Raw genomic sequence first — 18,666 nt, 5'->3', positions numbered from 1 at the left:
CAGCTGGCCGGACGCCCCGGGGGACACGTCTGCGCCGGGCCCGCTTGCGAACACCGGCCCGGCGGCGGCAGGGTCAGGGCCGTGCCCACTTTGCTGATCGTGCATCACACCCCCTCGCCCACCTGCCAGGCCCTGTTCGAAGCCGTCGTCTCCGGCGCCACGGCGCCCGAGATCGAGGGCGTGAGCGTCGTACGACGCCCGGCACTGTCCGCCACCGTCTCCGACGTGCTCGCCGCCGACGGCTACGTCCTCGGCACCCCGGCGAACCTGGGCTACATGTCCGGCGCCCTCAAGCACTTCTTCGACCAGGTCTACTACCCGTGCCTGGACGCGACCCGCGGCCGCCCCTTCGGCTGCTACGTGCACGGCGGCAACGACGTCACGGGCGCGGTCCGCGGCATCGAGTCGATCACCACGGGCCTCGGCTGGCGCCGCGCCGCCGGCATCGTCACGGTGACCGGCGCACTGGAGAAGGCCGACGCCGAGCGCTGCTGGGAACTGGGCGCAACGCTCGCCGCCGGCCTGATGACCTGAACGCACCGACGAAACGGATCGAGGAACGGGCCGGGGGTCAGTCCCCGTCCAGGCGCCGCCGGTCCTCCTCGTCCCACTTCCGCGTGTCACGCGGCTGCGTGTACGGCTCCTCCTCCGGAGGCATCCCCCCGGCGATGGCCCGCTGCCGGACCGTCTCCGCGTCGAACTCCAGGCCCAGCAGGATGGCCAGGTTGGTGATCCACAGCCACACCAGGAAGACGATGACACCGGCCATCGTGCCGTAGGTCTTGTTGTACGACGCGAAGTTGGCCACGTAGACCGCGAAGCCGGCGGAGGCGATCAGCCAGATCAGCAGGGCCAGGAAACTCCCCGGCGTGATCCACCGGAAGCCCTTCACCTTGGCGTTCGGCGTCGCCCAGTACAGGATCGCGATCATCACGGTGACCAGCAGGACCAGGACGGGCCACTTGGCGATCGACCAGGCCGTCAGCGCGGTGTCCCCGATTCCCAGCGCGGTGCCGGCCTGCCGGGCCAGCCCGCCGGTGAACACCACGATCAGCGCGCTGATCACGGCCAGGACCATGAGCACGACCGTGACGCCCAGCCGCACCGGCAGCACCTTCCACACCGGGCGTCCCTCGGGCATGTCGTAGACGGCGTTCGCCGCGCGGATGAACGCCGCGACGTAGCCGGAGGCCGACCACACGGCGAGCACCAGACCGACGATCGCCATCACCGAGCCGATGCCGGCGTTCCCCTGCAACTGCTCCACGGCCCGGGTGATGATGTCGCGGGCCGAGCCGGGCGTCAGCCGCCGCAGGTTGTCGAGCACACTGCTCGTGGCCGACTTGCCGGCCAGGCCCAGCAGCGACACCAGCACCAGCAGCGCCGGGAAGAGCGCCAGGACGCTGTAGTACGTCAGCGCCGCGGCCCGGTCGGTCAGTTCGTCGTCCTTGAACTCGCGCAGGCTGCCCTTCAGTACCGCCTTCCAGGCCCCCCGCGGCAGCCGCGACGGCGTGTCCGGCGCCGCACGCTCCACCTCGGGCCCCGGCCCGGGCTCCTCCTCTTGCGAGGGCGGGGCGTCCGCGCCGTTCTGTTCTTTTCGTCCGGGAATGTGCAGCTTCACCATGGGCACCGGGTAACCCCGCGCCGTGCGCCTAAGCCAGGGTCGTACCCGGCATTGCCGGGCCGGACCGGAGACGGCGGCGAAAACGGGTTGTGGGAGCGCTGCCCACCCGGCACGATCCTCCCGTGACCTCCTCCGCCTTCGTCCGCCCCTACCGTGCCGAGGACCGCGACGCACTGGAGGACATCTGCGTCCGCACCGGGCACAACGGCCAGGACAGCCGGCCCTTCTACGCCGACCCCGGCATCCTCCCGGTGATCTTCGCCGCCCCGTACGTCCACCTGGAGCCGGAGCTGGCCTTCGTCCTGGACGACGGGCGTGGGCAGGCGGTCGGCTACATCCTGGGCACCGCCGACACCGCCCGCTTCGCCGAGACCTTCCGCGCCGAGTGGCTGCCGCGGTTCGCCGACCGGTACCCGCGGCCCGCGGGGGCACCCGGCACCCCGGACGAGGCGATGGCGGAGCTTTTGCACCGTCCCGAGCGGATGGTCCTGCCGCAACTGGCCGCGTACCCGGCCCATCTTCACATCGACCTGCTGCCCCGGTGGCAGGGCCGCGGCCACGGCCGCGCGCTGATGCGGACGTTCCTGCAGGCCCTCGGCGGCAGGGGAGTGGCGGCGGTTCATCTGGCCATGGCGACCGCCAACACCCCCGCCCGGGCCTTCTACGACCGCGTGGGTTTCCACGAGATCGAGTCCCTCGCGCAGGACGGCCCGGTGACGTATCTCGGCCGGACGACGGGGGAACTCGACCGGCTCTGAACGGCGCCCGTACGCCGAACGCGGCGGCACCGCACCGAACGCACGGAATGCGCCACCGGATGCGGAAGTGGCGCAAACGGGTGTTGCCGCGCCGGGGTGCGAGGCGCAGCCTGTGCAGTGAGTGGGAGCGCTCCCATCGTTCGCTCCTGCGACCCGCGCCTCCGGTGAGCCGGCGACTCGCTCGTCAGCGTGCGGGCGCACCGGAGAACCCCCACATCCGGAAAGAGGAGATCATGAATTGTCATGGTCATGCCCTTGAGGGCCGTCTCAGGGGACCGTCCCGCCTCTCGGTCCTGCTCAGCGTGCTCGCCGCCGCCCTGTTCTGCCTGGTGCCGGGCAGCGGCACCGCCGCCGCCCACGGCTCGGTCGTCGACCCGGCGTCCCGCAACTACGGCTGCTGGCAGCGCTGGGGGAACGACTTCCAGAACCCGGCCATGGCCCAGCAGGACCCCATGTGCTGGCAGGCGTGGCAGGCCAACCCCAACGCCATGTGGAACTGGAACGGCCTCTACCGCAACGGCTCCGGCGGCAACTTCCAGGCCGTCGTCCCCGACGGGCAGCTCTGCAGCGGGGGCCACACCGAGGGCGGCCGGTACAACTCCCTGGACGCCGTCGGCCCCTGGAAGACCACTACGGTCGACGCGAACTTCACCGTCCGGCTGTACGACCAGGCCAGCCACGGCGCCGACTACTTCCTCGTCTATGTCACCCGGCAGGGCTTCGACCCCACCACCCAGCCGCTGACCTGGAAGGACCTCCAGCTGGTCGCCCGCACCGGCCGGTACGCGCCCAGCCAGAACTACGCGATCCCGGTGAGCACGTCGGGTCTGAGCGGCCGCCACGTCGTCTACACGATCTGGCAGGCCTCGCACATGGACCAGACGTACTTCCTGTGCAGCGACGTCACCTTCCGCTGACCCGCGGCACGTTCCCCCGCCGGACGGACGGTGCCCGGCGGGGGAGCGTGCGCGTTGGTTCCGACTACTCGTGCAGCCAGAAGCCTGTCCGGGTCAGCCACAGGTCGAGCAGCGCACGGTCGCCCCGTACGTCGATGCGCTCCTGGACGGGGCGGCCGTAGACGAGCAGCAGCAGGTCCGCGAGCGGGCCGCGCACGAGGACGGCCGCGTCCCCGGCGGCCCGTCGCCAGCGGGGCACGTCGCCGGTGAGGTCGACCAGCCACCGCCCGTCGGGGCAGTCGGTGGCCTCGAAGCACAGCAGGCGGCCCGGGCCCAGCAGAGGATCCCCGGTCTTGGGGTCGTACGCCTCGGGGACCGTGCCGAACCCCATCCACTCGTCGAGCCCGTCCAGGGCGACCGCGCTGTCGAGGTCGTAGCGGACACCCACCGTCCAGGCCGCGTCGGCGCGGTGCACCACGGTCTCGTGCAGCATGCGCCGCGCCCAGAAGACCAGGGGCTGGCCGGGGACGACGGTCCACACCCGGGCGCCGGGCCCGGCCTCGGCGACGGCGTCGGTGAGCCGCCGCGCACCCTCGGCGAGCCAGGCGCCTAGCACGGCCGGGTCCTTGTCGCCGTAGTGGAAGACGTCGTCGACCAGGTCGTGGGGGACCGGTGCGGTGGCGCGGGTACGCACCACGGTCTCGGCCCACCGGTGCGCACCGCCGACGTGCCGTGCCAACTGGCCGAGGTTCCACGCGGGGCAGGTGGGGACGGGCGTGGCCAGGTCGGCGGCACCGAGCAGGGAGCGCAGCAGGTCGGTCTGCGCGAGGATGTCGCCGCAGTAGCGGTCGAGGCTCCTGTAGGTCATGCGGACACGCTATGAGCGGCGGTTCCGTGTAGGCGCGCGAATTTCGGGGGCGGCGCTGGTGGGGGAGCTGGGGTGGGAGATTTTGAGGAGGGCGGTGTGGGTCCGGGCTCGTCCTGCGGGGCCTGGGGACGGCGGGGCGGAGTACGGGGCCGCCGTGTGCCGACGACGGCCTCCTGCGGAGCGGCGGACGCGGTCCCTTCTGGCGGCGGCGCGGGTACGGGCCTGCCGTGTGTCGACGAGGGCCTCCCACGGAGCGGCGAGCGCGAGTCCCTGCGGGTGGGGCCCGCACGGTGCCGACAACGGCCTCCCACGGAGCCGCGAACTTCGGGCACCCGGCCCGCCATCGCCGTCCGGACTCACGCCCCAGGCTCCTGACCTGCGCCGCACCGGGCCCGGGCCCCGCATGGCCGCCTCGGGGCCTTGCGCTCCGGGCACCGGCCCCGGCATGGCGGTCCGGACTCACGCCTCAGGCTCCTGGCCTGCGCCGCACCGGGCCGGGCCCCCGCATGGCCGCCTCCGGGGCTCCCGCTCCGGGCACCGGCGCCGGCATGGCTTGCGCCGCTCCGGGCACCGGCCCGCATCGCCGTCCCCGGCCTCGCGCTCCGGGCACCGGCCCCGGCATGACCGCCCGGACTCACGCCTCAGGCTCCTGATCTGCGCCGCTCCGGGCACCAGCCCCGCATCGCCGCCCCCGGGCCTCGCCCCGGACCCGCATAGCCGTCCCGAGGCTCGCACCCCGGACCCGCATCGCCGCCCCCGGGCCTCGCACCCTGGGCACCGGCCGCGGCATCGCCGTCCCCAGACTCGCACCCCGCCCCCCGACCGACGCCGCAGTCGCCCGGGACCGACAAGGGTTCGGCAGCTAAAGGATTCTGCGCCGGGCAGGCCGCACCCCCTGCTCCGTCCTGGGCGGACGATGTGCCCGCGCGCCGCGCAAGGCGTAGCGTCCGGGTAGGAGTGGCGCGTGGGGTCCGCGGCGCCGCGGGCCGTGCGTTCCCCACCGGCGGGCGGCGGGCAGCCGCCACGCCACCGGACCGGAGGACACCATGTCCGCCATGGACGAGCCGACGCTGGGCGCCGAGTCGCTGGACGACGCCCTGGACACGGCCCTGGCCGACACCGTGCGGGGCACCGGGGCGTCGATCGGCGGCCTGTACCTGATCGACGACGAGCAGGTGCTGCGGCTGGTGGCGCAGTGCGGACTGCCGGAGGAGTTCAGCGCCCCGTGGCAGCGGCTGCCTCTCACCGCTCCCGTGCCGGTCGCCGACGCCATCCGGGAGGACCGGCTGGTGTGGGTCGGCGACCAGGACGAGATGGCCCGCCGCTACCCGCGGATCGCCGCCGTCCTGCCCTACCTGTTCGCCCTGGCCGCGATCCCGCTGAACGGGGTGCGGCGCAGCTGGGGCGGTGTGGTGCTGATGTGGCCCGCCGACCACCCGCGGGAGGTCGCGGCCCGGGAGCGCGGCAACATCACCACCAGCGCGCACCGTCTGGTCCGTCTGCTGGAGGACTCCGTGCAGCAGCCCGCCCTGCCCAACCAGCCGCGCGTGGTGACCGTCTGCGCCGTACGCCACCCGGCGCAGACCGGGCGCGCCGCCCTCGACTACCTGGAACGCCTGCCCGAGGGCGCCCTCGCCCTCGACCTGGAGGGCCGCATCACCTTCGTCACCGCCACCGCGGCCCGGCTGCTCGGCCGCCCCGCAGAGGTGCTGCTGGGCACCCGCCCCTGGCACTCCCTGCCCTGGATGGACGACCCGCTCTACGAGGACCACTACCGCACGGCCGTCGTCAGCCGGGCGCCCGTGTCCTTCACCGCGCACTGCCCGCCGGACCGCTGGCTGACCTTCCAGCTCCACCCCGACGCCAGCGGTATCAGCGTCCGCATCGTCCCCGAGGAGGCGCAGGGCACGGACACCGCACCGCCCACGCCCCCGCGGCGGGCCCCCGCCGCGCCGACCGGCCGGCTGTACCAGCTGGTCCATCTGGCCGCCGCCCTCACCGAGACGGTGACCGTGCGCGACCTCGTCGAGCTGATCGCCCACCAGATCCTGCCCGCCTTCGGCGCCCAGGGCCTGGTGCTGTCCTCCGCCGACGCCGGCCGCCTGAAGATCATCGGCTGCCACGGTTACCCGGCCGAGATCATCGAACGCCTCGACGGCCTGTCCCTGGACACCGACCTCACCCCCGCCGGCCAGGTCCTCGCCAGCGGCACCCCCGCCTTCTTCGCCGGCCCGGAGGAGATGTCCCGCACCTACCCGAGGGCACCCCGGATCAGCGGCAAACAGGCCTGGGCGTTCCTGCCCCTGACCATCCTGGGAAGGCCGGTGGGCTGCTGCATCGTCTCCTACGACCGGCCGCACGCCTTCACCGCCGACGAACGGGCCGTCCTGACCTCCCTGGCCGGCCTGATCGCCCAGGCCCTGGACCGGGCCCGCCTGTACGACACCCAGCAGCGCCTCGTCCAGGAACTCCAGCGGGCCCTCCTGCCGCGCGCCCTGCCCGCCCTGCGCGGCCTCGACGTCGCGGCCCGCTACCTGCCCGCCGGGCACGGCGTCGACGTCGGCGGCGACTTCTACGACCTGCTGCGCCTCGGCGACACGACCGCCGCCGCCGTCATCGGGGACGTGGAGGGCCACAGCATCGCCGCGGCCGCCCTGATGGGCCAGGTCCGCACCGCCATCCACGCCCACGCCACGACCGGCGCGGCACCGCAGGAGGTGCTCACCCGTACCAACCGGCTCCTCGCCGACCTGGACTCCGACCTGCTCGTGTCGTGCCTGTACGCCCACGTCGACCTGGCCCGCCACGAGGTGATCCTGGCCAGCGCGGGCCACGTGCCCCCGCTGCTGCGGCACGCCTCCGGCGGTGCCGGTGTGCTGGACATCGAGCCCGGTCCGCTGCTCGGCATCGACACCGGCACCCGGTACACGGCCACCACCGCCGCCCTGCCGCCGGGCGCCGTGCTGGGCCTGTACACCGACGGCCTGGTGGACGTGCCCGGCACCGACACCGCGCGGGCCATGTCCGCTCTGGCCGCGTCCCTGGCCGCCGCCGGCGACGGCGACCTGGAGCACCTCCTGGACGGCCTCGTCCGCGACGCGACCGCCACCGGCCAGCACCTGGACGACATCACGGTGCTCCTGCTGCGCGCCCGCGCCGAGCACTGAGCCCGCGGGGCCTCAGCCGCGCGGAACTGCGCCGGGCCCCTGCGGGCCGTACGCCGTCAGCAGCAGTGCCACGTCGTCCGGCCGGTCCGGGGTGCGGCGGGCCGCCCTGATCAGCTGGTCGGCGAGATGCTCCACCGACTCCGACGGCGTCCGCGTCAGCCGGTCGCACACCTCCTGGATCCCCGTGTCGATGTCGCTGCCGGGCTGCTCGACCAGCCCGTCCGTGTACAGCACGAGCACGCTGCCGGGCTCCAGGACGACTTCGGTGACCGGGTAGAGCGCGTCGGGCTGGACGCCGAGCATCACACCGCCCGCCAGGTCCAGCGTCGCGGCCCGCCCGTCGGGACGGCGCAGCAGCGGCGGCGGATGACCGGCCCGTACGGCCAGGGCACGGCCGGTGCGCGGATCCAGCTCGACGTAGCAGCAGGTGGCGAAGGCGTCCGCCTCCAGCTCGGTCAGCAGCCGGTTGGTGTGGCTGATGACCTCCTGCGGGGGACGCTCGCTGGCGGCGAAGGCGTGCACGGCGCTGCGCAGCTGCCCCATGACGGCGGCGGCGCCCACACTGTGCCCCTCGACGTCCCCGATGACCAGCGCCACCCCGCGGCCGGTGCGGATCACGTCGTACCAGTCGCCGCCGATGGCCATGCCCTGCGTGCCGGGCAGATACCGGCCGGTCGTGCGCAGGCCCTCGATCAGCGGCAGCCGGTGCGGCAGCAGCCCCTCCTGCAGGCCGCGGGCGACGGCGGACTCCTCGTCGTACAGCCGGGCCCGCTCCAGGGCCTGGGCGACCAGGCCGCTCAGCGCGGTCAGCGCGGACCGCTCGTCGGGCGTGAAACGGTGCGGCGTGTCCCAGCCGAGGATGCAGGAGCCGACCGGGTGGCCGGAGGCGATCAGCGGCAGGAACGACCAGGCGCTCATCCGGTCCAGGGTGATGTCCGGGTAGGCGCCCTGAAGGGCCTGCGGCGACTCGAAGAACAGCGGGAGCCGCGTGGTCAGGGCGTGCACCCCGGGCAGCCGGGTGTCGAGGCCGACACCTTCGAAGGGCAGTAGGAAACCCTCCGGGTAGCCGGACTCCCACAGCAGGTACATCCGGCCCTCGCGGACGGTGTACAGGGCGAGTTCCTGCACCCCGAACGCGGGCACCAGCTGCTCGGAGACCGCCCGGCACACATCGTTCACGGTGACCGCCTCGGTGAGCACGCTGGCCATCTGCACCACGTGGTACAGCGCCCCCGCGCGCGGCGCGGCGGCCGGCTCCGGCAGCGGCGTGCCGACCGCCGTACCCGCGGCGACACCGGAGGTGCCCCGCGCGGTGGGCACCGGCTCGGTGCCCAGGGGCGGCCCGGTGGGGAAGACCCGGCCGGTCAGCCCGTGCACCCCCGGGTACAGCACGAAGCCCAGCCAGCCGTCGGACGGGTGCGGCGCCAGGAACGACACCGGTTCCTGCGACAGCATCGCGGCGCGGTAGCGGTCCTCGTACGCCGGGTCGCGCAGCCAGGTGATCACCTCCCACGGGTAGCGGCCGAGGAGCTCCTCGCGCCGGCAGCCCAGCAGTTCCTCGCAGCGGCGGTTGGCGTAGACGCCCCGGCCGTCCTGGTCGAGGGAGAACAGCCCGTCGGGCAGCCGCTCGGCGGCCTCGGCCGCGGTGATGCCGCCCACCGCGTCGACCAGGGCGCCGACCAGGAGCCGCGCGGCGCCCGGGCCACGCGGTACGAGGTGGCCCCACAGCTCGACCGGCCGGTAGCGGCGCCGGCCGGGGCCCGCGGACTCGTCCAGCACCCGGAAGTGCCGGGACCTGACCCGCCCGGTGGTCAGCGCGTCCCGGCGGCTGGCCCACAGCTCGTGCCGGTCGTCCGGGCTCACCCGGCTCTCGATGTCCGCCAGCGTGCCGCGGAAGTCGGCCCGGCGGATGCCGAGCACGGCGAGCGCCTCGTCGTCGACGGAGCACCGGTCACTGTCCAGGTCCCAGTCGAACAGCCCGACCCGGACGCCGTGCGCGGTCGGCGTGGGCAGCCGCACGCTGACCGGCTCGGCGTCGTACGCCACCCCCGCGCCGACCGCGCCCGGACCCGGCGCGCGGGCCAGGCGGTCCTCCATGTCCTTACGGGCGGCGTCCAGCGCAGTGTCCGCCGCCGCGGCGTCGGCCGGCCCCCGCCCGGCCGCGCACAGCACGACCAGCACACCCACGGTCTCCACACCGACCCGAAGGGGCTGGTAGGCGGAGGCGAAGGAGTACGGCAGTCCGGCCGTGAACTGCGGGAAACGCAGCATCGTCGCCCGCTCGTCGGGCAGCCACAACTGCTCGCCCCTGCGGTAGGCCTCCGCCATGGGCAGGGCCCCGCCCACCGGCACCCGCCACCACGGCTTGAGCAGCGACCGCGGCACCCCGGTCACCACGGACAGGACCAGCGAACGCCGGTCCCGGGAACGCAGGTAGACCAGCCCGCCGTACCCTCGCATGGCCTGCACGGCAGTGGTCAGCGGACCGGCCAGCACGTCCTCGATCCGGGCCACGTCCCCGGCCCGCCCGTCACCATTGCCCCGGCCCGGCTCCCCGGGTGGCCGTGCCCCGTCCGGTGCGGCGGCTGCCTCATCCATCTCGCGTCCTCCCGGTACGGACGCACCGGACACCACTTCGCTCCCCACCAGCATGTGCCATGGGCGGCGGTCCGGCGCGACGGGGCACCCGGGGAGGGCACCCGGGAAGAGGCTCCCGAGGGGAACGCCGGGAGCGCAACCTTTCGGCCAAGCCGGTCGTCTCACCCGATACCAGCACCACTCAGATCTCGGGGGCGACGATGCCACGAACCAGAACAACCAGCACGATAGCCGCGACGCTCGCGCTCCTGGGCGCCACGCTGGCCGCCGCGGCGGCCCCGGCCGGCGCCGCACCGGCCACCCACGCCACCACCACGCTGACCACCACGGCCTGCCCCACGGGCTGGGGCAGCAAGGAGAAGGTGAGCCGCACCTCCACCTCGACACCGGTGAGGAACATCAGGACCGGCCGCCACGCCTGCTTCGACCGGATGGTCGTCGACCTTCCCGGGGCGGGCCGCAGCGGCCTCGGCTACCAGGTCCGCTACGTCGACCGCCTGTACCAGGACGGGTCGGGTCGGGCCATCCCGGTCGGCGGCGGCGCCGTCCTGGAGGTGCGGGTGGCCGCGCCCGCCTACGACCCCGACACCGGCGCCCCCACCTACCCCGGGCGGGCGGGACGCCCGCTGCCGGGTGTCGACCTGACCGGCTACCGCACCTTCCGCGACACCCGCTTCGCCGGCAGTTTCGAGGGCGAGACGCAGATCGGGCTCGGCGTTCGCGCCCGGCTGCCGTTCCGGGTGCTGCCGCTGACCGACCGCATCGTGATCGACGTCGCCCACACCTGGAGCGGAAGGAGCTGAGCCCCGCCCCACCGCGGCGCACTGGGCGACGGCGACCCGTCAGGTGTACTCCGGCTGCCACATGGCGTCCTGCACCTGCTGGATGACGTCGTCCAGGCGCGCACGGGCCACCCCGTCCTGCGCCGCGCGCCGGGCCACGGCCGCCGCCACCGTGGCCGAGGACGCCCGCAGGTTCTCCACCTGCGGCAGCAGCGCGGCGCCCGGCTCGGACAGGTCGGCGAGGTCCGCAATCGCCTCGGCGGCGGCCTGGAGCATGCCGTCGGTGATCCGGGAGGCCCGCGCCACCACCGCGCCCAGACCGAGCCCGGGATAGACGAGCGCGTTGTTGGCCTGCCCGATCCGGTAGGTGGTGCCGTCCAGCTCCACCGGCGGCAGCGGAATCCCGACCGCGACGAGCGCCTTCCCGCCGGTCCACCGCAGCACGTCCTCGGGCATCGCCTCGATCCGCTCGGTGGGGTTGGACAGCGGCAGCACGACGGGCCGCTCCACATGCTGGGCCATGGTCCGCACCACCTCCTCGGTGAACGCGCCGTGCACGGTGGACGTCCCCACCAGCACGGTCGGCCGGACCCGGTCCACCACCTCCCGCAGTCCGACCGGTTCACCGTCGCGGCCGGGCCACTCGTCGTCGGGCCGCGCGTACGGCCGCTGGTAGTCCCGCAGCCCGTCCGTGGACCGCAGCAGCAGGCCCTGCCGGTCCACGCACCAGATGCGGGCCGTCGCCTCGTCGCGCTGGAGACCGTCCCGGACCATCGCGTCCCGCAGCTGGTCGGCGATGCCCACCCCCGCGGTGCCCGCCCCGAACACCACCACCCGCTGGTCGCGCACCGGCGTCCCCGACACCCGGGCGGCGTTCAGCACACAGGCCAGGGCGATGGCGCCGGTGCCCTGCATGTCGTCGTTGAACGTGCACACCTTCTCGCCGTACGTCTCCAGCAGCCGGCGGCCGTTGCCGGGCCCGAAGTCCTCCCAGTGCAGCAGCGCGTGCGGGAACAGGTCCCGCACCGTGTCCACGTACGCGGCGACGAAGGCGTCGTACTCCTTGCCCCGGACCCTGCTGTGCCGGTTGCCGACGTACAACGGGTCGTTGAGCAGCGCCTGGTTGTCGGTGCCGACGTCCAGCATCACCGGCACGGCCCGGCCCGGATGGATGCCGGCGGCGGCCGTGTAGACGGCCAGCTTCCCCACCGAGATCTGCATACCGCCGACGCCCCAGTCCCCGATGCCGAGGATCTGCTCGGCGTCGGTGGCCACCACCAGGTCCACGTCGTCCGGGCCGAGCTCCAGTGCCTCGAACGCCGGCCGCACGTCCTCGGGCCGGTCCACCGACAGGTACACCCCGCGCGGCCGGCGGAACTCGTGGCTGTACCGCTTGATCGCCTCGCCCACGGTCGGGTCGTACACGATCGGCAGCAGCTCGCCCAAGTGGTCGGTGAGCAGACGGTGGTAGAGCACCTCGTTGCGATCGTGCAGCTGCTCCAGATACACGTTCTTCGCCAGGTCGCCGGGCTGCGCCCGCAGCTGCTCCCAGGCGCGCCGGGCCTGCTGCTCCAGCGACAGCGCACCCGGCGGGAGCATCCCCACCAGTCCGTACCGCTCCCGCTCCTCCTGGCTGAAGGCGACGCCCTTGTTGCGCAGGGCGTCGTTCAACACGGCCCGGCCGCGCGGCTCGCGGTGCGAGGGCATGGGCTCTCCCTCCGTCGGCGATGGATTCCGCGCCCGGTTTCCCGACAGGCCGGGCGGCAAACCGGCGACGGTGATCGAAAACGGGGGGTGGTAAGCGCGGCTGTCCGGGTACTCGACGCCTCGGCCCCCCACAGTGCGTATGGGCCTAGGGGCCTCCCGCAGTCGATGAGGAATACGGAGGCACACAGATGAGCACGGTCAAGGAGACGGTGGAAGTCGGCGTCCCCGTCCACACCGCCTACAACCAGTGGACCCAGTTCGAGGAGTTCCCGAACTTCATGGAAGGGGTCGAGGAGGTCAGGCAGCTGGACGACCGCCACAACCACTGGACCACCAAGATCGGTGGTGTCCGCCGGGAGTTCGACACCGAGATCGTCGACCAGCTCCCCGACGAGCGCATCACCTGGCGGACCACCAGCGGTGACACCCACCAGAAGGGCTCGGTCCGTTTCGAGCGCCTGGACGACACCCACACCCGGGTCGAGCTCGTGATGGACATCGAGCCCAGCGGAGCCGTCGAGAAGGTCGCGGACGTCATCGGGACGATCGACCGGCGGGTCAAGGGCGACATGAAGCGCTTCAAGCAGTACATCGAGGAGCGCGGCGGCGAGACCGGATCCTGGCGCGGCCGCGTCCGCCCGGGGGAGACGGGCCAGACCGGCCCCGGTACCGGCCCCGGTCCCGTCCTCTGACGCGGTGATCGCGCCCCCCGCTGCCCCCGGGCAGCCGGGGGCGCGGGCCTGCCGGCCGTCGTGAGGACCGCCCACTCGGCGACACACACGACACAAGCAACACACTCGACTCGATCGTCCGCACGTGCGCGGTGGCGTGGCCAGGGGCCCGTTTCCCCAGGTCACCTGCCGGCAGGCGGGCGATCTCGTCGTTACGGACCTCGCCATGAGCAGGGCCGACCGGGGTACGCGTGACGGACCGTCCGATCGAGTGAAGGGTGAGCGTGTGCGACGGCAGCTGATGTGGATGCTGGTCCTGCGGGGCGGGGCAGCCCTGCTCTTCGGGGTGATCGCGCTGGTGTGGCCGGCGGTGACGGTGGTGGCGCTGGCGCTGCTGTTCGGCGCCTACGCCCTGTTGGACGGAGTGGCGCTGCTGGTCAGCGCGGTCCGCAGGAAAGGGGACCAGGCCCATCGCCTGGCCCACGCGGCGGCAGGCGTGCTGGGCATCGCGGCCGGTGTGTTCACCATCGCCTGGCCGGGCGTGACGGCCCTGGGCCTGGTCGTCCTGGCCGGCGCGTGGTCCGTGATCACCGGCGTGGCGGAGCTCTGGGCGGCGGTGCGTTTCCGCCGCGAACTGCACCACGAGTGGGCGCTGTTCGCGGCCGGCGGCGCGTCGGTCCTCGCCGGCCTCCTCCTGTGGGCCCGGCCGGAGGTGGGGGCGATCACGATCGCGCAGATCATCGGCGTCTACGCGCTGCTCTCCGGCGGACTGCTGCTGACCGCGGCCCGCCACCTGCACGGCACCACCCCGGCGGCCCGCCTGACCCACCACGCCCGGCACGCGTAGGGCGGGGCGCGGCCCGGCAGGCACGGCCGGGCAACAGCACCGGTGTTGACAGCCGACGCCCCGCGCCACCGACGGGACGGAACCGGTGCGGCCCCTGCTTCGCGGAACCGACCGATCACCGCCGTCCCACGGTGCCGTACCCCGAGGGCGCGGGGATGCGGTTGGCCTTCGGGCGCCTGAGGAGGGCTGCTCGTAGGTGCCGTGCCAGCGCGCCGGGGCGACGCGGCGGAGACCACAGAACACCGACCGCCTCCGTCCGACGGCGCCTCACCGCGGGTGGCCGCGCCCGGGAACGAGGGATGCGGCTGGCCTTCGGGCGCCTGAGGAACCGGGTTGCTCCTTAGGGAGCGGACGAGTGCGCGCCGGGGCGACGCGGAGGGGACCACAGAACCGCCGCGGCCTCTGCGTCGCGGACCGACCGACCGCCTCCGTCCGACGGCGCCTCACCGCAGGCGGCCTTCCCACGCCTGAAGCGCCGGGCTGCTCGCCGGTTGCGGCCGAGGTGGCCGGACCGGCACGGAAAGGGAGACCTAGCTGGGCGCCGCGGGGTGATCGCCCGAGTTGATCCTCGGCAGCGGTCGAGCCCGCCGGGCGGGCGCGGAGGGACCGGCACACCCCGCGGCCCGCGAGGGACCCCCGGTCTCGCCCGCGGATGCGCGGGCCGAGGGTGAACGCGTGCCGCCCCCCGACTCCGCGACAACAAGATCCGCCCAGATCAACCGACTTGAGCCGCACGCCACCCCCACCCCAACCGCACCCCGCACACGCCCACCCCTCACTGGAACTCTTGACGCCGAGTACAGCAGTCGCGATCCTCGTCGCGTACTTGCGTTGGTCATGACAAGTCCGACCGCGCCCGTCCGCCGACCGAGAGACGCAGTGGTGACCCATGACCCGACGCCCGTACCGCACCCGCACACACGTCACCGTGGTGTCACTGCTCCTCCTGGTCCTGGCCATGGCCCTCGGCCCCACTTCCAGCTCCGCAGCGGCGGCCGACTGGTGGACCCCGACCGCACGCCCCACCCCCGACTCGCAGATCAACGTCACCGGTGAGCCCTTCACCGGCACCGACGCCCACGGCGAGGTGCGCGGCTTCGTCGACGCCCACAACCACCTCATGGCCAACGAGGCCTTCGGCGGGCGCCTCATCTGCGGCAAACCGTTCTCCGAGGCCGGCATCGCCGACGCGCTCAAGGACTGCCCCGAGCACTACCCCGACGGCTCCCTCGCGGTCTTCGACTTCCTCACCAAGGGCGGAGACGGCCGGCACGACCCGGTCGGCTGGCCCACCTTCAAGGACTGGCCGGCCCACGACTCGCTGACCCACCAGCAGAACTACTACGCCTGGGTGGAACGCGCCTGGCGCGGCGGCCAGCGGATCCTCGTCAACGACCTCGTCACCAACGGCGTGATCTGCTCCGTGTACTTCTTCAAGGACCGCGGCTGCGACGAGATGACCTCGATCCGCCTCCAGGCCAAGCTGACGTACGACCTGCAGGCCTACATCGACCGCATGTACGGCGGCACCGGCAAGGGCTGGTTCCGTATCGTCACCGACAGCGCCCAGGCCCGTCAGGTCGTCCAGCAGGGCAAGCTGGCGGTCATCCTGGGCGTCGAGACCTCCGAGCCGTTCGGCTGCAAGCAGGTCCTGGACATCCCGCAGTGCGACAAGGCGGACATCGACCGCGGGCTGGACGAGCTGTACGCGCTCGGCGTGCGCAGCATGTTCCTGTGCCACAAGTTCGACAACGCGCTGTGCGGCGTCCGCTTCGACGAGGGCACCCTCGGCACCGCCATCAACGTGGGCCAGTTCCTGTCGACCGGCACCTTCTGGAAGACGGAGAAGTGCGCGGGACCGCAGCACGACAACCCCATCGGCGGTGCGGCGGCGCCCGGGGCCGAGAGGAGACTCCCCGCCGGCGTCGAGGTCCCGGCCTACGACGCGCAGGCCCGCTGCAACGTCCGCGGCCTCACCGACCTCGGCGAGTACGCCGTGCGCGGCATGATGAAGCGGAAGATGATGCTCGAGATCGACCACATGAGCGTCAAGGCCACCGGCCGGGTGCTCGACCTGTTCGAGGCCGCGTCCTACCCCGGCGTGCTCTCCTCGCACAGCTGGATGGACCTCAACTGGACCGAGAGGGTCTACCGGCTCGGCGGCTTCGTCGCCCAGTACATGCACGGCTCGGAAGCGTTCACCGCCGAGGCCGCGCGCACCGAGGCGCTGCGCGACAAGTACGGCGTGGGCTACGGCTACGGCACCGACATGAACGGCGTCGGCGGCTGGCCCGCACCGCGCGGCGCGGACACCGCCAACCCCGTGACCTACCCCTTCCGCAGCGTCGACGGCGGCTCGCTGATCGACCGCCAGACCACCGGCGCACGCACCTGGGACCTCAACACCGACGGCGCCGCCCACTACGGCCTCGTCCCCGACTGGATCGAGGACATCCGGCTGGTCGGCGGACAGGACGTGGTCGACGACCTGTTCCGCGGCGCCGAGTCCTACCTGGACACCTGGGCGGCCTCCGAACGGCACCAGGCAGGCGTGAACCTCGCCGCGCACGCCACCGCCACCGCCAGTTCCTCGGAGTGGAACCCGTTCACCAGCTACGCACCGGGCCGGGCCGTGGACGGCGCGCGGGACACCCGCTGGGCCAGTGACTGGAGCGACGACCAGTGGCTGCGGATCGACCTGGGCGCCACGCACCGGGTCGGACGCGTCACCCTCGACTGGGAACGCGCGTACGGCACGTCGTACCGAATCGAGCTCTCCACCGACGGCACGACCTGGCGGACCGCCTGGTCCACCACCTCGGGGGACGGTGGCCTCGACACCGCGGTCTTCACCCCCACCCCCGCCCGCCACGTGCGGATCCACTGCCTGGACCGCGGCACCGACTGGGGCTACTCGCTCCGCGAGGCGGCCGTGCACAGCGGCTGACCCGGACGGCGGGGCCGACGCCACCGCGACCGTGGGTTTCCGCTCCGCTACGGGGGGCATTCGAAGGCAACGGTTCGTGCGGTTCCCCACCATCGAAAGAGCGGTTGCGTGATGTCGGCACCCTCGGTCACCACGGACACGGCAGCGGACCCCCTCGTCTCGCCGGTCAACTCCCACAACGAGTGGGACCCGTTGGAGGAGGTCGTCGTCGGACGCCTCGACGGGGCGACGATCCCCTCCCGCCACCCGGTCGTCGCCTGCAACATGCCCCCGTGGGCCGCGCGCCTGCAGGGGCTCGCCGCAGGCTTCAAGTACCCGCGCGTCCTGGTCGAGCAGGCCCAGGAGGAACTCGACCGGTTCATCGCCGTGTTGCGGTCGCTCGGCGTCACGGTCACCCGCCCGGACGCGGTGGACCACACGCGGCGCTTCGGCACCCCCGACTGGTCGTCACGCGGGTTCTGCAACACCTGCCCCCGTGACAGCATGCTGGTGATCGGCGACGAGATCATCGAGACGCCGATGGCCTGGCCGTGCCGCTACTTCGAGACCCACTCCTACCGCCCGCTGCTGAAGGACTACTTCCGGCGCGGCGCTCGCTGGACGTCGGCTCCCAAACCCCAGCTCACCGACGAACTGTTCGACAATGACTTCCGCATACCCGAGCCCGGTGAGCCGGTGCGCTCCATCCTCACCGAGTTCGAGCCGGTCTTCGACGCGGCGGACTTCGTGCGCGCCGGACGCGATCTGTTCGTCACCCGCAGCAACGTCACCAACCGCATGGGCATCGAGTGGCTGCGCCGCCACCTCGGACCCGGCTACCGCATCCACGAGATCGAGAGCCGCTGCCGTACGCCCATGCACATCGACACCACCTTCATGCTGCTCGCCCCCGGCAAGGCGCTGGTCAATCCGGAGTACGTCGATGTGGACCGCCTGCCCGACGTGCTGGACTCCTGGGACATCCTGGTCGCCCCCGAGCCCGACCCGATCGACGACCGGCTGCTCGGCATCACCTCGATGTGCGGCAAGTGGCTGAGCCTGAACGTCCTCATGATCGACGACACACGGGTCATCGCCGAACGGCACCACACCGGCATGCTGCGCGCCCTGGAGCGATGGGGCTTCGAGCCGATCCCGTGCGACCTGCTGCACTACGCCCCGTTCGGCGGCTCCTTCCACTGCGCCACGCTCGACATCCGGCGCCGCGGCACGCTCGAGTCCTACTTCGACTGACCGGCCCGAGAGGCGGCCCGGCGGGCCCGGCCCCGCCGATCCAGGAGCCCTCGCGGAGCACCACGGTTACCCGGCGGCGACGGCCTGGACGATCCTGCCCACCCTGGCCGTCCCTGCCGAGAGCGCTCGGCAGGATGACGACGGCCATCGGCTCCGGCGCCACCGCACCGCAGGCCCCCGACCAACCCCGGCGGACACGGCACAGCCCCGACCGGACCGTTTCCGCGTCCCGGCCCGGGGGAACCCGGCGAAGCCGGCACACCCGTACCAGGACGGAGGCGAGGGAGATGACCGGCCGCAACGGCGATCCCGCGCACGAGCGCGCCCGGGCGCGCAGCGAGGAGGAACCGGGCGCCCACTCCGGCGCGGAGGACCAGGCGCGGGAGCGGACGATACCCGGCACGGCGAGCGCCAACGAGGGCTACCAGCCCACCCGGGGCACGGTGGCGGGCAACCCCCTGGAGGGGATCGAGGCGGACGACCAGGAGCAGCGGACCGCGCAGGACCGGGGCGACGAGGCGGGCGGCGCCGGGCGCAGCTGACCGGCGACGGCCACCGTGGAGGCGCC

At 73.3% G+C, this 18,666-nt stretch carries 14 protein-coding genes; 10 read left to right on the top strand and 4 right to left on the bottom strand.

Translation table 11 applies throughout. The features are described 5' to 3' along the window. Positions 1 to 81 precede the first annotated feature (81 nt). Positions 82 to 534 carry an NAD(P)H-dependent oxidoreductase gene (locus tag AB0K80_RS32805; protein WP_365676014.1) on the top strand — a complete coding sequence of 151 codons (453 nt, stop codon included), beginning with the start codon at positions 82 to 84 and terminating at the stop codon, positions 532 to 534. Between the two features lie 37 nt (positions 535 to 571). Here the strand turns inward: AB0K80_RS32805 and AB0K80_RS32800 are convergent, their stop codons facing one another. Then, complete coding sequence (locus AB0K80_RS32800; protein ID WP_365676012.1) at positions 572 to 1,624, bottom strand: YihY/virulence factor BrkB family protein; 1,053 nt, start codon at positions 1,622 to 1,624, stop codon at positions 572 to 574. 122 nt (positions 1,625 to 1,746) lie between these two features. Here AB0K80_RS32800 and AB0K80_RS32795 point away from each other — a divergent pair, with 122 nt between their 5' ends. Together AB0K80_RS32795 and AB0K80_RS32790 are read left to right on the top strand one after the other, a co-directional pair. Next, on the top strand, positions 1,747 to 2,382 hold the full coding sequence (locus AB0K80_RS32795) for a GNAT family N-acetyltransferase (RefSeq protein ID WP_365676010.1): 636 nt from the start codon (positions 1,747 to 1,749) through the stop codon (positions 2,380 to 2,382). A 233-nt stretch (positions 2,383 to 2,615) separates the two neighbouring features. Continuing rightward, entirely contained in the window at positions 2,616 to 3,299 is a 684-nt protein-coding gene (locus tag AB0K80_RS32790) for a lytic polysaccharide monooxygenase (protein ID WP_365676008.1), read from the top strand. Positions 3,300 to 3,363: 64 nt separating this feature from the next. Here AB0K80_RS32790 and AB0K80_RS32785 read toward each other — a convergent pair whose 3' ends face one another. Continuing rightward, positions 3,364 to 4,146 (bottom strand): maleylpyruvate isomerase family mycothiol-dependent enzyme, encoded by a 783-nt coding sequence (locus AB0K80_RS32785; RefSeq protein WP_365676006.1) that lies wholly within the window; start codon positions 4,144 to 4,146, stop codon positions 3,364 to 3,366. A 1,046-nt stretch (positions 4,147 to 5,192) separates the two neighbouring features. On the opposite strand from AB0K80_RS32785, the gene AB0K80_RS32780 reads away from it, so the two are divergent. Next, positions 5,193 to 7,313 (top strand): SpoIIE family protein phosphatase, encoded by a 2,121-nt coding sequence (locus tag AB0K80_RS32780; protein ID WP_365676004.1) that lies wholly within the window; start codon positions 5,193 to 5,195, stop codon positions 7,311 to 7,313. A 12-nt stretch (positions 7,314 to 7,325) separates the two neighbouring features. Here the strand turns inward: AB0K80_RS32780 and AB0K80_RS32775 are convergent, their stop codons facing one another. After that, positions 7,326 to 9,911, bottom strand: a complete 2,586-nt coding sequence (locus AB0K80_RS32775; protein ID WP_365676003.1) for a SpoIIE family protein phosphatase — start codon at positions 9,909 to 9,911, stop codon at positions 7,326 to 7,328. A gap of 200 nt (positions 9,912 to 10,111) precedes the next feature. Between AB0K80_RS32775 and AB0K80_RS32770 the strand changes: the two genes are divergently transcribed. Next, entirely contained in the window at positions 10,112 to 10,714 is a 603-nt protein-coding gene (locus AB0K80_RS32770) for a hypothetical protein (RefSeq protein ID WP_365676002.1), read from the top strand. A gap of 39 nt (positions 10,715 to 10,753) precedes the next feature. Here AB0K80_RS32770 and AB0K80_RS32765 read toward each other — a convergent pair whose 3' ends face one another. Next, the gene (locus AB0K80_RS32765) at positions 10,754 to 12,400 is read right to left on the bottom strand and encodes an NAD-dependent malic enzyme (protein WP_365676000.1); all 1,647 of its coding nucleotides are present in this window, start codon (positions 12,398 to 12,400) and stop codon (positions 10,754 to 10,756) included. A gap of 188 nt (positions 12,401 to 12,588) precedes the next feature. Between AB0K80_RS32765 and AB0K80_RS32760 the strand changes: the two genes are divergently transcribed. The 5 genes from AB0K80_RS32760 (at position 12,589) to AB0K80_RS32740 (ending at position 18,640) form a co-directional block, all read left to right on the top strand. After that, positions 12,589 to 13,092, top strand: coding sequence for an SRPBCC family protein (locus tag AB0K80_RS32760; RefSeq protein ID WP_365675998.1), 504 nt, complete (start codon positions 12,589 to 12,591; stop codon positions 13,090 to 13,092). A 265-nt stretch (positions 13,093 to 13,357) separates the two neighbouring features. Next, positions 13,358 to 13,918 (top strand): HdeD family acid-resistance protein, encoded by a 561-nt coding sequence (locus AB0K80_RS32755; protein WP_365675996.1) that lies wholly within the window; start codon positions 13,358 to 13,360, stop codon positions 13,916 to 13,918. A gap of 889 nt (positions 13,919 to 14,807) precedes the next feature. Next, positions 14,808 to 16,865 carry a discoidin domain-containing protein gene (locus AB0K80_RS32750; RefSeq protein WP_365675995.1) on the top strand — a complete coding sequence of 686 codons (2,058 nt, stop codon included), beginning with the start codon at positions 14,808 to 14,810 and terminating at the stop codon, positions 16,863 to 16,865. Between the two features lie 111 nt (positions 16,866 to 16,976). Then, on the top strand, positions 16,977 to 18,098 hold the full coding sequence (locus AB0K80_RS32745) for an amidinotransferase (RefSeq protein ID WP_365675993.1): 1,122 nt from the start codon (positions 16,977 to 16,979) through the stop codon (positions 18,096 to 18,098). A 287-nt stretch (positions 18,099 to 18,385) separates the two neighbouring features. Beyond that, positions 18,386 to 18,640 carry a hypothetical protein gene (locus AB0K80_RS32740; RefSeq protein ID WP_365675991.1) on the top strand — a complete coding sequence of 85 codons (255 nt, stop codon included), beginning with the start codon at positions 18,386 to 18,388 and terminating at the stop codon, positions 18,638 to 18,640. Positions 18,641 to 18,666 lie beyond the last annotated feature (26 nt).

The organism is Streptomyces sp. NPDC052682 (assembly GCF_040678435.1).
GTDB lineage: Bacteria > Actinomycetota > Actinomycetes > Streptomycetales > Streptomycetaceae > Streptomyces.
This window is presented reverse-complemented; position numbering and strand designations above follow the sequence as displayed.